Raw genomic sequence first — 12,390 nt, 5'->3', positions numbered from 1 at the left:
GCTTCTGACCGTAGAAGGAGCCGTACCGATGGAAATAACCGAAGCAGATGAACGACATATTCCTGCCATCCAGCAGATTTATGCTTATCACGTATTGCATGGCACCGCCACTTTTGAAACCGAACCGCCGGATTTGGCTGAAATGACAGCCCGTCTGAAAAAGGTGCGTGCAGCAGGACTGCCCTGGTTTGTGGCGGTTGAGGACGGCAATGTGCGCGGATACTGCTACCTGTCACTCTACCGGGAACGGTGCGCCTACAGATTCACCCTGGAGGACTCTGTATATATTGCCCCCAACTTTCAGGGCCAGGGGATCGGAAAAAAGCTGTTATCGAGTGCGGTCGCATGGGCAGAGGCCCGTAGCTTTCGCCAGCTCGTGGCCGTAGTCGGAAACAGCGAAAATACCGCCTCTCTTGCCCTGCATCGCGCGGCGGGCTTCAGCATTACAGGAACGCTCAAATCTGTGGGCTTCAAGCACGGACGCTGGCTTGATACGGTCATCCTGCAGCGTACGCTCGGGCAGGGCGACGCCACATTTCCGGAGAGCACAGGTTGACTGACGGGCATCTGACAGGCCGCACCATTTTCTGCATTGGCATGACGCAGCTAATCAACTGGGGTATCACATTCTATATGCCGGGAGTCTTCGGGACCGCCATCATGGCGGAGACAGGCTGGTCGCCGGCTGTGACATTCTCCGGGCTGACTACTGCCATGCTTGTTATGGGGCTTGTTTCGCCGCTTACCGGCCCCCTTATGTCCCGTACCGGCGTACATACGATGATGATGGCGGGAACCTTCGCCATAGTCCTCGGTTGTTTTCTGATGGCTTTTACCCATTCAACAGCATCGTGGGTTGCCGTCTGGCTCCTGATGGGAGCCGGCATGCGACTTGCTCTGTATGATGCCGCGTTTGCTCTGCTAGTAGAAACCGCAGGCGCAGGGGCCCGCCGGGCAGTCTCCCTGGTCACCCTGCTGGGTGGCCTCGCTTCAGCCGCGTTCTGGCCAGCTGGCGCAGCGCTACTGCACATTACCGACTGGCGGCATGCGATTATCGTTTACGGCTGTGCGGGCATTGTCAGCCTGCTTTTTCTGTCCACCGTTCCGGCAGGGCATCGGAGTCAACCTCCCGTTGCCGGGCAGCCCGCTCTTCCGGCGATCGGAACAGCAGAAGACCGAAAAGCATTCATCAGCGGCCTGTGGTACGCCACGCTAATAGCGCTGATAAGCTTTGTTTCCACCGGCATGTCCACTCATTTTCCTCAGATACTGGCCGCTTATGGTATGCCCGCTGTGGCGGGTATGTTGTGGGGAGTGGGACAGGTGAGCGCCAGACTGCTGGACGTGGCTTCTGGCGCACGTACCTCTGCGATCCGTCTGAGCCTGGTTACCGGCATTCTGCTGCCATTTTGCTTTCTGGCCGGCCTTGCAGGTAATGTTACCCCTGTGGCTACAGCCATCTTTATTCTGAGTTACGGAGCTGTGAACGGACTGAGTACGGTAGTTAAGGCCGTACTACCTCTTGTGCTGTTTGATCCGCAGCAGTATACCCGTAAAACAGGCGTACTGCTGTCACCAGCTTTTTTACTCGCGGCGCTCGCTCCGTCAGCTTACGCCATACTGCTGGAGCGATACGGCATACCCGGCACGCTGCTTTTATCTTCCATCCTTACCCTGTTCATCACGGCGATTTCCATAGTGATCTGGCGTCGCCATCCTTCCTCTGCTGGACAGAACCGGGATAAGAACGTGCCATCCATTCCGGGGAAAAATATTTGACGCTGTCTACATTTCCATTATTCTGGAAATATAGTTTAAGGAGGCCGCATGGATTTAAATACAGCAGCAAATGCGCTTCGGGAGCTGGGGCATCCGACCCGTCTCAGCGTGTACCGGGAGCTGGTGAGAGCGGGTCATGACGGCCTGCCGGTCGGCGTTCTGCAGAAGCGCCTCGGTATTCCGCCCTCCACGCTCAGTCATCATATTTCCGCGCTGATGTCCGCCGGGCTGGTCAGCCAGGAGCGGCAGAGCCGTACCCTGTTCTGCAAACCCTGCTATGTGCAGCTTGAACAGCTGATGGCCTTTCTGACAGAAGAATGCTGTGCAGGTGGCAGCTGCAGTCTGTCAACCGTGACGACTCATGAAGAGACCTCATTGTGAACAACATGAACGATACCCTGAAAAATATTGATACTTCACTCCTGGACGTGCCGCTGACTGAAGATAAGCTGAGGGCTGCAGAAGTAGCGCACCCGCCCCGCATCCTGATGCTGTACGGCTCGCTGCGGGAACGCTCATACAGCCGTCTCACAACGGAAGAGGCGGCCCGGCTGCTGACGGCAATGGGTGCCGAAGTGAAAATTTTTAACCCGTCCGGCCTGCCCCTGCCCGATGACGCCCCGGAGACGCATCCGAAAGTTGCAGAGCTGCGCGAGCTGGTTCTCTGGTCCGAAGGCATGGTCTGGTGCTCGCCGGAACGGCACGGCGCCATGACCGGCATCATGAAGGCGCAGATAGACTGGATACCCCTGACGTCGGGGGCGGTGCGGCCTTCTCAGGGCAAAACTCTCGCCGTTATGCAGGTCAGTGGCGGCTCGCAGTCGTTTAATGCCGTCAACCAGATGCGCATCCTCGGCCGCTGGATGCGTATGATCACTATCCCGAATCAGTCATCCGTGGCAAAAGCCTGGGCCGAATTTGATGAAGATGGTCGCATGAAGCCTTCGCCATACTACGACCGCATCGTGGACGTAATGGAGGAGCTGATGAAGTTCACTCTGCTGACGCGGGGTCGCAGTGACTACCTGACCGATCGCTACAGCGAAAGGAAAGAGAGTGCCGCGCAGCTGTCTGAGCGGGTTAATCAGCGCAGCATATGAAAAAAAGCCGGCATCTGCCGGCTTCTGTTTTTGCGTCTCCCTTCCTGCCGGCAGCGTACTGAAAAATCAGTGGCTGATCCGGTTTCCGTGTTCATCAATGACTTTTTCGCCGTCCTCTTTCGTAAATGCTTCCTTCTGCGGGTCAGGCAGAATGTCCAGAACCGCTTCAGACGGACGACAGAGCCTTGTGCCGAGTGGCGTCACAACCACCGGGCGGTTGATGAGGATGGGGTGAGCCAGCATCGCATTCAGCAGTTCATCATCGCTGAACCGGTCTTCTGCCAGCCCCAGATGCTCATACGGCTCTGTATTTTTGCGCAGCAGGGCGCGGGCGCTGATACCCATATCTGCTATCAGCTTTTTCAGCTCGTCGCGGGTTGGTGGCGTCTCCAGATACAAAATCACTGTTGGCTCCACGCCACTGTTGCGGATAAGTGCCAGGGTGTTACGCGACGTCCCGCAGGCCGGGTTGTGGTAAATAGTGATATCAGTCATAAACGGTACTCCGTTACGGAGCTGCGCAGACGCAGCCCCGGGGTTAAGGTTAAACAGACAGGCGCAGGGCCAGCGCGGCCAGCGTCACAAAAAGCACCGGCAGGGTCATCACAATGCCCACGCGGAAGTAGTAGCCCCAGCTGACGGTAATGTTTTTCTGCGCCAGCACGTGCAGCCACAGCAGGGTCGCCAGGCTGCCGATGGGTGTGATTTTGGGGCCGAGATCGCAGCCGATGATGTTGGCGTAAATCATCGCCTCCTTCACCGCGCCCTGAGCCGTGCTGCCATCAATGGACAGGGCACCGACCAGGACGGTAGGCATGTTGTTCATCACCGATGACAAAAAGGCCGTCAAAAAACCGGTACCGAGTGTGGCGCTCCAGACGCCGTGTTCTGCAAACCGGTTCAGGATGGCTGAGAGGTAATCCGTCAGTCCGGCGTTGCGCAGGCCATATACTACGAGATACATACCCAGCGAGAAGATGACGATCTGCCAGGGCGCGCCTTTCAGCACTTTACGGGTGTCAATTACGTGCCCTTTCCGGGCAACAAGCCACAGAATAAATGCCGCCACCGCTGCCACCAGACTGACCGGAACGCCGAGCGGCTCCAGGGCAAAAAAACCGGCCAGCAGCAGGAGCAGGACCAGCCATCCGGCTTTAAAGGTTCGCATGTCTCGAATGGCTTCCCGTGGCACCTTCAGTTTCGCCAGGTCATAAGTGATCGGGAGGTCTTTACGGAAAAAGAGGTGAAGCATAACCAGCGTGGCCGCCACGGACGCGATATTTACCGGCACCATGACAGACGCATATTCGCTGAACCCCAGCTTAAAAAAGTCCGCCGTCACGATGTTGACCAGGTTCGATACGATGAGCGGCAGGCTGGATGTGTCCGCGATAAAGCCTGCCGCCATCACAAACGCCAGTGTGGCGCCGGGGCTGAAGTCCAGCGCCAGTAGCATGGCGATGACAATAGGCGTCAGGATAAGTGCCGCCCCGTCATTGGCAAACAGGGCCGCCACTGCCGCACCCAGCAGAACAATATACGTGAACAGCAGCCTGCCTTTACCGCCTCCCCAGCGGGAAACGTGCAGTGCAGCCCACTCAAAAAAGCCAGACTCATCAAGCAGCAGGCTGATGATAATAACCGCGATAAACGTGGCCGTGGCGTTCCAGACAATCTGCCAGACGGCCGGAATATCACCGATATGCACCACGCCGGTCAGCAGCGCCAGCGCGGCCCCGATAACTGCACTCCAGCCAATACTGAGTCCCTTTGGCTGCCAGATAACCAGCACCAGTGTCAGGACGAATATAGCGCCTGCCAGAAACATACTTTCTCCTTTGGATATAAAGCCTGTAAACGGGACTAAAGACAGCCCTGCTAACAAGTATGTAAAATCATATGTGTTTGGGTAAATTTCAAATGCAGACAGGCTTGCCGTTGGTGGTCGCGTTATTCCTTTCAGCCTGCTGGCTGAGTTGCAGAATGTCATCGCGCTGACACAGGTAAGCCTGCTCAATTACCGCAGCAGCCCAGGCGGGCATGTGTGGTGACAACCGATAATAAACCCACTTGCCGTCTCGCCTGTCGATAAGCAGACCGGCGTCTCTGAGTAACGCCAGATGCCGGGAAATTTTAGGCTGACTTTCTTTCAGCATTGACGTGAGTTCACAGACGCAAAGCTCTCCTTTTTCGCGCAACAGCAGCACCAGACTGAGTCGTGTTTCATCAGAGAGATTTTTGAAAAGCTGAAGAGGCTGAAATTGAGGCATGATGACTCCTGAGTCCGGAATTGAAGACATTCTCACTGCCTGCAATTTGTGAGTCAATCATATATTCGTTAATTCAGATGTGTTTATCTGGCAGTAGCTCATTTTGTGACAATTCGTTTACGGTATGCCTGCACAGGTAAGCCAGAAGGATGCAATCAATCTTCGAGCACTCAATGTCCGCTTTTCGCTCATAGAAGACCAAAAAACTCTCTAGAGCTGCTGACATGAACAGCATCAAATTAACTAACTTTTCTCACCACTCAGATCATTATTCGACAGGATGGCCACTGGTGCATTTTTCAGGTCAGGCCGGAAGACCTTCTCTGCACTGGCGTAAAAGCTGTTCACGTCAATTAAACCGAACATGTCAGTTTCTCCTGCGCGCGGTATGAACGAAATGCACAACGACGCCGAAAATTTCCAGCGTATCCGGATCGGGAATGATAACGGGGTAGGCGGGGTTCATGGGCTGGAGTACGGGACCCTTCGGGGAAAGCAGCAGCCGCTTTACCGTGAATTCGCCGTAAAGCTCCGCGATGACAATGTCGCCGTGCTCTGGTCTGAGGGAACGATCGACAATAAGCAGGTCGCCGTCATAAAGGCCGATGTCCTGCATGCTGTTGCCCTGCGCGCGCAGGAAGAAGGTGCTTGCCCGGTGGGCTATAAGATATTCGTTCAGATCGAGCTCCTGTTCCGCATAGTCCTGGCAGGGAGAGGGAAACCCGCAGGGTACACGTTCCAGGAAAAGAGGCCTGAAGCTGGGCGGCGGATTGTCCGCCGGGTGCATCAACTCAAAGGCGTTAAACATAGCAAAAGTCCCTGTTAAATCGCTGTATGTATTTACAGTAGTATTAACTGGCTTTCAGGGCTGTGCAAGACACAGTGAATCACACCTGCATGGCGAAAAAAGAAGATCATTGATTTATAAAGTTTTACAGCGAAATGGCAGGTTATTTATTGACCAGTGCTTTTCAGGCGTCAGCGGGCAGGGGCTGCAGCTGTTTATCCACAGCTTTATGCGCCGGATGTGCAGCGTAGATGTGGATAAGGGCCCCCTCCGGCTCCCCTGTCGGGTCGTCAGCCCCACTCAGCTAACCGGCAGAGCCGGTAAGCTTCGCCGGACCGCCGGGGACGCGTTCCGGGCCTGTCGGCTGGGGTCTGAGGGCCGAAAGCAGAAATCGTGCTGGCGCTCCTCTGAAAACGCCGGCGCAGGGTTTTTAAGCGAAACCCGTTGTGTATGATCACTGTTCGTTTTCAGGGAGCTGTCGCATAAGGAATTTGTTCTGAAACTCTGTCACCCCGCTTTTCTCATTTACGTCTGCCCGCGCCCGCGGCGCGTGCGCCGGCATGGTGACGGCTGAACAACAGTCGTCCAAAACCACAGAAAAAACAGAGACTAAAACACAAACACCGCAGGGCAAAGCAGGGGCTGCAGCCAGCCCCAGGGCTGGCGCGAACCGCGACGGCCAGAATCCGCCGTCGCTCTGAGGCGCAACGCCGTTTCGCTGCCGCTCAGCCGTCGTTGCTGCTGCATCGTGCTGTGCTTTTCCTACGCCGTTCACCGGTTTAAGTCCTTTCGCCGGGGCTGAGACAAGCACAGGCGCCGTGGTCGTCCAGGGTGAAATGAACGCCGTGAAAATTTTTTTCCGGCCACTCCGTTAGACCAGAAATAAATTTCCCCGTCGCCCCGGACGTCTGCCGTCACCCGCGCTGGTTTACGCCCTCGCGGCGAAGGATCTCAAACGGGTGAAGTGAATACCGGAGAAAAAAACCAGCCGATTTCCACAAAACGTCAACACCGCGGCTCCCGAAACTCAACGGGTGACGTGGTTAAAAAACCAACTGCATGAGGAGAAACGTTATGGCTGCACGGGGCGTTAACAAGGTCATTCTGGTCGGCAATCTGGGGCAGGACCCCGAGGTGCGCTACATGCCGAACGGCGGCGCGGTCGCGAACATCACGCTGGCCACCTCTGAATCCTGGCGCGACAAGCAGACCGGGGAAACCAGAGAAAAAACGGAATGGCATCGCGTGGTGCTGTTCGGAAAGCTGGCTGAAGTGGCCGGTGAGTTTCTGCGTAAAGGCGCTCAGGTGTATATCGAGGGCGCGCTGCAGACACGGAAATGGCAGGACCAGAGTGGGCAGGATCGCTACACCACGGAAGTGGTGGTCAACGTCGGCGGCACTATGCAGATGCTGGGCGGGCGTGGCAGCGGAACAGGCGAACAGACCGGACAGCAGTTCAGCGGCCAGCCTCAGCAGCCGCCGGCAGCGTCAGGTAATGGTGGCAAAGGTGGCAAAGGTAGCCGGGGCGGACGCGGTGCGGCACAGCCGCAGCCTGACCCCCAGGCACCGCCGCAGGGCAACCAGCCGCCAGCAGATTTTGACGATGATATCCCGTTCTGAATGACACTGAGCCGCTGACCTGCGGCTGCAGGGCAGGCGTACTACCGGAGAATACCATGACCAGTCACACACCATTACTTCCGAACGGACCTTTTAGCCGGGAGCAGGCAGAAGCTGTCGCCCGTACATACAGCAATGTCACGATTGAAGACGATCAGGGCTCGCACTTTCGTCTGGTCGTACGCAGCAGAGGGGGAAATATGCTCTGGCAGGCATTCAATTTTGAGCCGGAGGCCGGGTTCTGGCTCGGACTTTATATCGAGCTGAACGGCACAAAAACGCATTAAGAAGGTGCCCTGAACGGAGCGGTAACTCCGCGCAGGGCGTGACAATCAAATTATGAGGAATCCGATATGTCAGCTATCCAGTCTAAAGAAAAAATCCGTAACGGCAAGACTCACGCGTACTACGGCCGCAGGTCGGTCGGTTTCCGCAGCTGCAGCGGCAGTGAGATGACGCGCGATGAGAGCGTGACGCTGCAACGGCTGCACGCCTTTTCGCCGGGCGATTTTGAGGCCTACAGCACACGCGGCGAGGAGTTCCGCCGCCGTCTGTGCGGCGCCGTACTCCATGCCTTACCGCTCAGTGACAGCTGGCTCACTGACTGCGAGTGCCGGGAGGAGTGGGGCGGGGTGTTCCCGGTTCACCTGCGCCTGACCCACCGGAAAAACCGTCACGTCACGCTCGATATCCTGAGCCCGGGCAACGAGTCTCCGTTCTGGCACGGCCTTATCTGGATAAATCCCGATCACACCGGGCTGTACGTTCTGAATACCGAACGGTTTGAGCCGGAAACCATCGGCCGGCTGCTGACGCGCATCGAGGAAATGGTGTCAGCGGGTATCACGCCGGCGGAAATCGTGGCGGTGCTGGGCAGAAAAGGGGGATGCGTATGAATACAGTAATGATGACGCCATTAATGGTTCCACCTGTTTACCCGCAGCCGCAAAAACGTTGCCATCTGTACGACGTGGCACGATGTCCTGTACATACGTTCGCGCCGGTTTTGAATTCAGGTAAAGCTGATAATGGTGATGTCAGCCCCGCGCCGACGCTCCCGGAGCCAGGTCTGTCTGACACAGTCCTGCGGCCCGGAGAAGCGATGCCCGGACGTTCTGCGCTGGCCCTGCAGCGCCAGGCTGAGGCGCAGGAAAAACTTATCCGGGAGGCAGAAACGGCACTGGCCAGCCAGTCAGTCAGCACATACCGGCGGTGGTATGCCCGCTGGCGACGCCGGGGAGTAAGGGTGAATGATCTGCTTGATATGACATGGGTCTGGCGCCAGCGCTGCAGTGAGTAAACGGGCGGGTCTGCCAGTGATATAACGATAAACTGAGCGTCTTTCACCAGGGATAAACATTGATAGTAAATTCGTTTTGACGATGCTTCGCCGCATCGTCTTTTTTTGTATATCAAAAATAAGCTGAATGAATAGTGTCCGGAAGCGATAACTTCAGGGGAAGCCGGGCGGAAAAGAGGGGGGAGGAATTTTCTCTCCCTGCATGGGGAATGGGGTTTTAATACGGTCTGTCCTCACGGTCTAAAAGAAAAGCCGGCAGTTGTACTAACAGGTACTGTTTAAATAACCAGATAAAATAATTCACTCTGGGTCAGATGAGTGATAGAGTTTCACTCATAAGACCCAATGGAGGCGTTATGTCTGAATTTGAACTACTGGCGCAGGATCTGCTTAATAAAGCGGAAGCAGAAGAAAAACAGCGGCAGGAAAATGATAAAAAACTGATTGCGCAGGTTCTGGAAATCTATGACCAGAAGTACGTGGCTGAGCTGCTGAGAAAAGTCGGCAAAAACGAGTGGAGCCGGGAAACGCTCAATCGCTGGATTAATGGTAAGTGCCCACCTAAATCGCTGACATCAGCTGAAGAAGCGCTTCTGCGGAAAATGCTGCCGGAACCGCCTGCGCATCACCCGGACTATGCTTTCCGGTTCATTGATCTGTTTGCCGGCATTGGCGGTATACGAAAAGGTTTTGAGGCGATTGGTGGACAGTGCGTTTTTACTAGCGAGTGGAATAAAGAGGCGGTGCGCACGTATAAAGCCAACTGGTTTAATGACGAGCAGGCGCACAAATTCAATCTCGATATCCGGGAAGTCACACTCAGTGACAAACCTGAAGTGTCAGAAACCGATGCCTATGCTTACATTGATGAGCACGTGCCGGATCATGATGTGCTTCTGGCCGGCTTTCCCTGCCAGCCGTTCAGCCTTGCTGGCGTAAGCAAGAAAAACTCGCTCGGTCGTGCGCATGGTTTTGAATGTGAGGCGCAGGGAACACTTTTCTTTGACGTGGCGCGTATTATTCGGGCCAAAAAGCCGGCCATTTTTGTGCTGGAAAACGTCAAAAACCTTAAAAGTCATGACAAGGGCAAAACCTTTAAAGTCATCATGGAAACGCTTGACGAGCTGGGCTATGAAGTTGCGGATGCGGCTGATGCAGGCAAAAGCGATCCCAAAGTCATCGACGGAAAGCACTTCCTGCCCCAGCACCGGGAACGTATCGTTCTGGTCGGTTTCCGCCGCGACCTGAATATTCACAAGGGCTTTACCCTGCGCGACGTCAGTCGTTTTTACCCGGCACAACGCCCGTCATTTGGCGAACTGCTGGAACCTGTGGTTGACAGTAAATATATCCTGACGCCGAAACTCTGGGAGTATCTCTATAACTATGCCAAAAAGCATGCGGCTAAGGGAAACGGCTTCGGTTTTGGCCTCGTTAATCCTGAAAACAAGGAAAGCGTTGCCCGTACGCTTTCTGCCCGCTATCACAAAGACGGATCTGAAATTCTGATAGACCGTGGCTGGGATATGGCTACGGGAGAAACAGACTTTGTGAACGAAGAAAACCAGGCGCGTCGTCCGCGCAGGCTGACCCCCCGTGAGTGTGCACGCCTGATGGGCTTTGAAAAGCCAGATGGCAAACCCTTCCGTATTCCGGTTTCTGACACGCAGTCATACCGGCAGTTCGGTAACTCTGTTGTGGTGCCGGTATTTGAAGCCGTTGCCAGACTGCTGGAACCTTACATCCTGAAAGCGGTTTCTGCCGAGGCTGATAAGGCTGAACAGGCCTGAGTGAAACTCCCGGCATCATATGCCGGGAGTTTACCTACGGAAGGTCTGCGTAAAGCCCTGTAAGCTCCGCAATGAACGCACCCAGCGTCATTAATTCAGCCCTTACCGCTTCCGGGTATTTTTTGTGCAGCGGTGACGGCACGACCAGCCTGACCCCCGCCTCCTGCATTTCCCTGTACTGTGTATGAGACACCCCTTCCTGCAGCGTAAACAAGTGCACCTGCGGGATTTTATCTGCTTCGTTCAGTATCTGGCGCCAGCGGTCTTTACAGGTGGTCTTGACCGCCAGCATGCGCAGGTTTTCCACGGGAAACTCAACGTCGTGGTAAGCCTCTGCTGAAGGGAACAGGAAATCTGGTTTTTTATTGCCTTCCGTGACTGCCTGCGTGGCAAAGTGCCGCAGCCCGTGCTCAATGAAGAGGTTCTCCAGGTGCAGCTCCAGTGACTTTCCGGCCCGGGATTTACGCCGGTTACTGACGGAGTTGGCCAGCGCAATAAACTCATCTACAGAGCCAAATCCCTTCCGGATGATGTCCAGAACATGTAATTCCTCTACCAGCAGAAAGATGTCGTACTCGACGCGCCGACGGTCAATAAGCTGCTCATCCGGGTCATCAGATTTTTTTACGTAATGGCCGGCGGCATACTGAATAATTTCATTTCCGGACGGAAAGCGTTGCTGCCAGTCTTCAGGAATAGCGTATTTATGATTTACAGGCGCATGCTGAAGAGTCAGGCCGCCCAGTATTTGCCCTGCGGCCCCGGAGATAAGCGTTCCGGGAATAACTTCGCCGATAACGGTCTCGATAACGTCCTCTTCATCAGGGCTGGCGCAGACCCAGATGTCCACCGCCGAACAGTCCTTGCCCTCTTCGTCGAGCCTGAAGGCCAGTATTGTCAGGGCGCCGGTATTTTCAGGATTCTGCAGCGGACTGCCTCTTCCCCAGCGTGTGATACGTTTTTCATTCCGGGTCCCGTCAAAAAAACGGTTGTTGTAATAGATGGCCCGGGCCTCACTGTCAGGACAATCATGGGAAGAAACATGCGCTGTGAGATAAACAGAAGGGTTCTGCTCCCGGGTATGGTTGATGGACGGAAACAGCTTTTCAACGATACCGGAAGGAATATAAAGCCCGACCTGATGACCGCCCGTTGCGCCTGTATCATTGGCGGAAAGGCGTTTGATGTAAACAAAATAATTACCGCCTGCGATCCCAGACAGCCAGTTATGAAAAACCGACATAATCATCCCTCCGTTACACAAATATTCCATTCGCCATTTTTCCATAGTTATACAGCAGCAGCCAGTCAGGCTTTTGCAGGCGATTAACAGGTAACTGAAGGAAAGCAGTCATAAAGTCCTCATGCTCCCCTGCAGGCTCTCCGGCCGGGCTATCAGCCCATACTGCTGACCGTGAAAGACAACGACCTGTTTTACTGGCTCTCACAGCGAACAAAAAAGGGGGATTGAGAAGCAGAATATGGATTCGTTTACAGACTACGGATTCCTTTATTTCTTCTGCTGTGCTGCAGCTGCTTCGCGAGCTTTATTCCTCTCAGGGTCATAAACGTCAACATCCTGATGGCCCCCTCCGGCTCCCCGGCGTTGCCGGGTCGTCAAGCCCCACTGCGCTAACCGGCTGAGCCGGTAAGCTTCGCCGGACCGCATGGCGCTCCGGGCCTGCCGGCTAGGGTCTGATGGCAACGGCCAGGTCAACCCCTGCAGCCGGCTGGCGCCGGCGCT

Annotated in this window: 14 protein-coding genes and 1 pseudogene; 9 read left to right on the top strand and 6 right to left on the bottom strand. The window is 55.3% G+C overall.

Annotated elements, in window-relative coordinates:
• Positions 1–28: 28 nt before the first annotated feature.
• The 4 genes from K6958_RS20410 to arsH are packed head-to-tail and all read left to right on the top strand — an operon-like array spanning position 29 to position 2,879.
• Positions 29–556, top strand: a complete 528-nt coding sequence (locus K6958_RS20410; protein WP_249894805.1) for a GNAT family N-acetyltransferase — start codon at positions 29–31, stop codon at positions 554–556.
• Positions 553–1,779: an MFS transporter gene (locus K6958_RS20405; RefSeq protein ID WP_024966930.1), complete on the top strand. Its 1,227-nt coding sequence runs from the start codon at positions 553–555 to the stop codon at positions 1,777–1,779. The genes K6958_RS20410 and K6958_RS20405 overlap by 4 nt, the downstream gene beginning before the upstream one ends.
• Before the next feature lie 48 nt (positions 1,780–1,827).
• Positions 1,828–2,160, top strand: a complete 333-nt coding sequence (locus K6958_RS20400) for an ArsR/SmtB family transcription factor (protein ID WP_024966931.1) — start codon at positions 1,828–1,830, stop codon at positions 2,158–2,160.
• A gap of 5 nt (positions 2,161–2,165) precedes the next feature.
• Positions 2,166–2,879 (top strand): arsenical resistance protein ArsH, encoded by a 714-nt coding sequence (gene arsH, locus K6958_RS20395; RefSeq protein WP_249894824.1) that lies wholly within the window; start codon positions 2,166–2,168, stop codon positions 2,877–2,879.
• 66 nt (positions 2,880–2,945) lie between these two features.
• Here the strand turns inward: arsH and arsC are convergent, their stop codons facing one another.
• The 5 genes and pseudogenes from arsC to umuD all read right to left on the bottom strand — a co-directional run bounded on the left by arsC (position 2,946) and on the right by umuD (position 5,957).
• Positions 2,946–3,374 (bottom strand): glutaredoxin-dependent arsenate reductase, encoded by a 429-nt coding sequence (gene arsC / locus K6958_RS20390; protein WP_024966933.1) that lies wholly within the window; start codon positions 3,372–3,374, stop codon positions 2,946–2,948.
• A gap of 49 nt (positions 3,375–3,423) precedes the next feature.
• Positions 3,424–4,707 carry an arsenic transporter gene (locus K6958_RS20385; RefSeq protein ID WP_193405544.1) on the bottom strand — a complete coding sequence of 428 codons (1,284 nt, stop codon included), beginning with the start codon at positions 4,705–4,707 and terminating at the stop codon, positions 3,424–3,426.
• A gap of 88 nt (positions 4,708–4,795) precedes the next feature.
• Complete coding sequence (locus K6958_RS20380; protein ID WP_024966935.1) at positions 4,796–5,149, bottom strand: metalloregulator ArsR/SmtB family transcription factor; 354 nt, start codon at positions 5,147–5,149, stop codon at positions 4,796–4,798.
• Positions 5,150–5,413: 264 nt separating this feature from the next.
• Positions 5,414–5,515 (bottom strand): annotated as a pseudogene (locus K6958_RS20375) (Y-family DNA polymerase); the annotation flags it as partial.
• Position 5,516: 1 nt separating this feature from the next.
• Positions 5,517–5,957 carry a translesion error-prone DNA polymerase V autoproteolytic subunit gene (umuD, locus tag K6958_RS20370; protein WP_193405546.1) on the bottom strand — a complete coding sequence of 147 codons (441 nt, stop codon included), beginning with the start codon at positions 5,955–5,957 and terminating at the stop codon, positions 5,517–5,519.
• Positions 5,958–7,010: 1,053 nt separating this feature from the next.
• Between umuD and K6958_RS20365 the strand changes: the two genes are divergently transcribed.
• From K6958_RS20365 to K6958_RS20345, 5 genes are all read left to right on the top strand, one after another.
• The gene (locus K6958_RS20365) at positions 7,011–7,556 is read left to right on the top strand and encodes a single-stranded DNA-binding protein (RefSeq protein ID WP_249894804.1); all 546 of its coding nucleotides are present in this window, start codon (positions 7,011–7,013) and stop codon (positions 7,554–7,556) included.
• Between the two features lie 56 nt (positions 7,557–7,612).
• The gene (locus K6958_RS20360) at positions 7,613–7,843 is read left to right on the top strand and encodes a DUF905 family protein (RefSeq protein ID WP_249894803.1); all 231 of its coding nucleotides are present in this window, start codon (positions 7,613–7,615) and stop codon (positions 7,841–7,843) included.
• A 66-nt stretch (positions 7,844–7,909) separates the two neighbouring features.
• Positions 7,910–8,452 carry a conjugation system SOS inhibitor PsiB family protein gene (locus K6958_RS20355; RefSeq protein WP_249894802.1) on the top strand — a complete coding sequence of 181 codons (543 nt, stop codon included), beginning with the start codon at positions 7,910–7,912 and terminating at the stop codon, positions 8,450–8,452.
• The gene (locus tag K6958_RS20350) at positions 8,449–8,856 is read left to right on the top strand and encodes a plasmid SOS inhibition protein A (RefSeq protein WP_249894801.1); all 408 of its coding nucleotides are present in this window, start codon (positions 8,449–8,451) and stop codon (positions 8,854–8,856) included. Before K6958_RS20355 ends, K6958_RS20350 begins: the two co-directional genes overlap by 4 nt.
• Positions 8,857–9,212: 356 nt before the next feature.
• Entirely contained in the window at positions 9,213–10,646 is a 1,434-nt protein-coding gene (locus K6958_RS20345; RefSeq protein ID WP_249894823.1) for a DNA cytosine methyltransferase, read from the top strand.
• 34 nt (positions 10,647–10,680) lie between these two features.
• Here K6958_RS20345 and K6958_RS20340 read toward each other — a convergent pair whose 3' ends face one another.
• Complete coding sequence (locus K6958_RS20340; RefSeq protein ID WP_491562435.1) at positions 10,681–11,889, bottom strand: type II restriction endonuclease; 1,209 nt, start codon at positions 11,887–11,889, stop codon at positions 10,681–10,683.
• Positions 11,890–12,390 lie beyond the last annotated feature (501 nt).

The sequence above is a fragment of the Mixta hanseatica genome (assembly GCF_023517775.1).
Taxonomy (GTDB): Bacteria; Pseudomonadota; Gammaproteobacteria; order Enterobacterales; family Enterobacteriaceae; genus Mixta; species Mixta hanseatica.
The sequence above is the reverse complement of the archived record's forward strand: the minus strand, read 5'-3'. Positions and strand labels throughout refer to the sequence as shown.

Bases quoted from the DNA above. Each gene is read 5' to 3' on its own strand.
- K6958_RS20410 (WP_249894805.1), top strand. From the start codon at position 29: ATGGAAATAACCGAAGCAGATGAACGACATATTCCTGCCATCCAGCAG.
- K6958_RS20400 (WP_024966931.1), top strand. From the start codon at position 1,828: ATGGATTTAAATACAGCAGCAAATGCGCTTCGGGAGCTGGGGCATCCG.
- arsH (WP_249894824.1), top strand. From the start codon at position 2,166: ATGAACGATACCCTGAAAAATATTGATACTTCACTCCTGGACGTGCCG.
- arsC (WP_024966933.1), bottom strand. From the start codon at position 3,374: ATGACTGATATCACTATTTACCACAACCCGGCCTGCGGGACGTCGCGT.
- K6958_RS20385 (WP_193405544.1), bottom strand. From the start codon at position 4,707: ATGTTTCTGGCAGGCGCTATATTCGTCCTGACACTGGTGCTGGTTATC.
- K6958_RS20380 (WP_024966935.1), bottom strand. From the start codon at position 5,149: ATGCCTCAATTTCAGCCTCTTCAGCTTTTCAAAAATCTCTCTGATGAA.
- umuD (WP_193405546.1), bottom strand. From the start codon at position 5,957: ATGTTTAACGCCTTTGAGTTGATGCACCCGGCGGACAATCCGCCGCCC.
- K6958_RS20365 (WP_249894804.1), top strand. From the start codon at position 7,011: ATGGCTGCACGGGGCGTTAACAAGGTCATTCTGGTCGGCAATCTGGGG.
- K6958_RS20360 (WP_249894803.1), top strand. From the start codon at position 7,613: ATGACCAGTCACACACCATTACTTCCGAACGGACCTTTTAGCCGGGAG.
- K6958_RS20355 (WP_249894802.1), top strand. From the start codon at position 7,910: ATGTCAGCTATCCAGTCTAAAGAAAAAATCCGTAACGGCAAGACTCAC.
- K6958_RS20350 (WP_249894801.1), top strand. From the start codon at position 8,449: ATGAATACAGTAATGATGACGCCATTAATGGTTCCACCTGTTTACCCG.
- K6958_RS20345 (WP_249894823.1), top strand. From the start codon at position 9,213: ATGTCTGAATTTGAACTACTGGCGCAGGATCTGCTTAATAAAGCGGAA.
- K6958_RS20340 (WP_491562435.1), bottom strand. From the start codon at position 11,889: ATGTCGGTTTTTCATAACTGGCTGTCTGGGATCGCAGGCGGTAATTAT.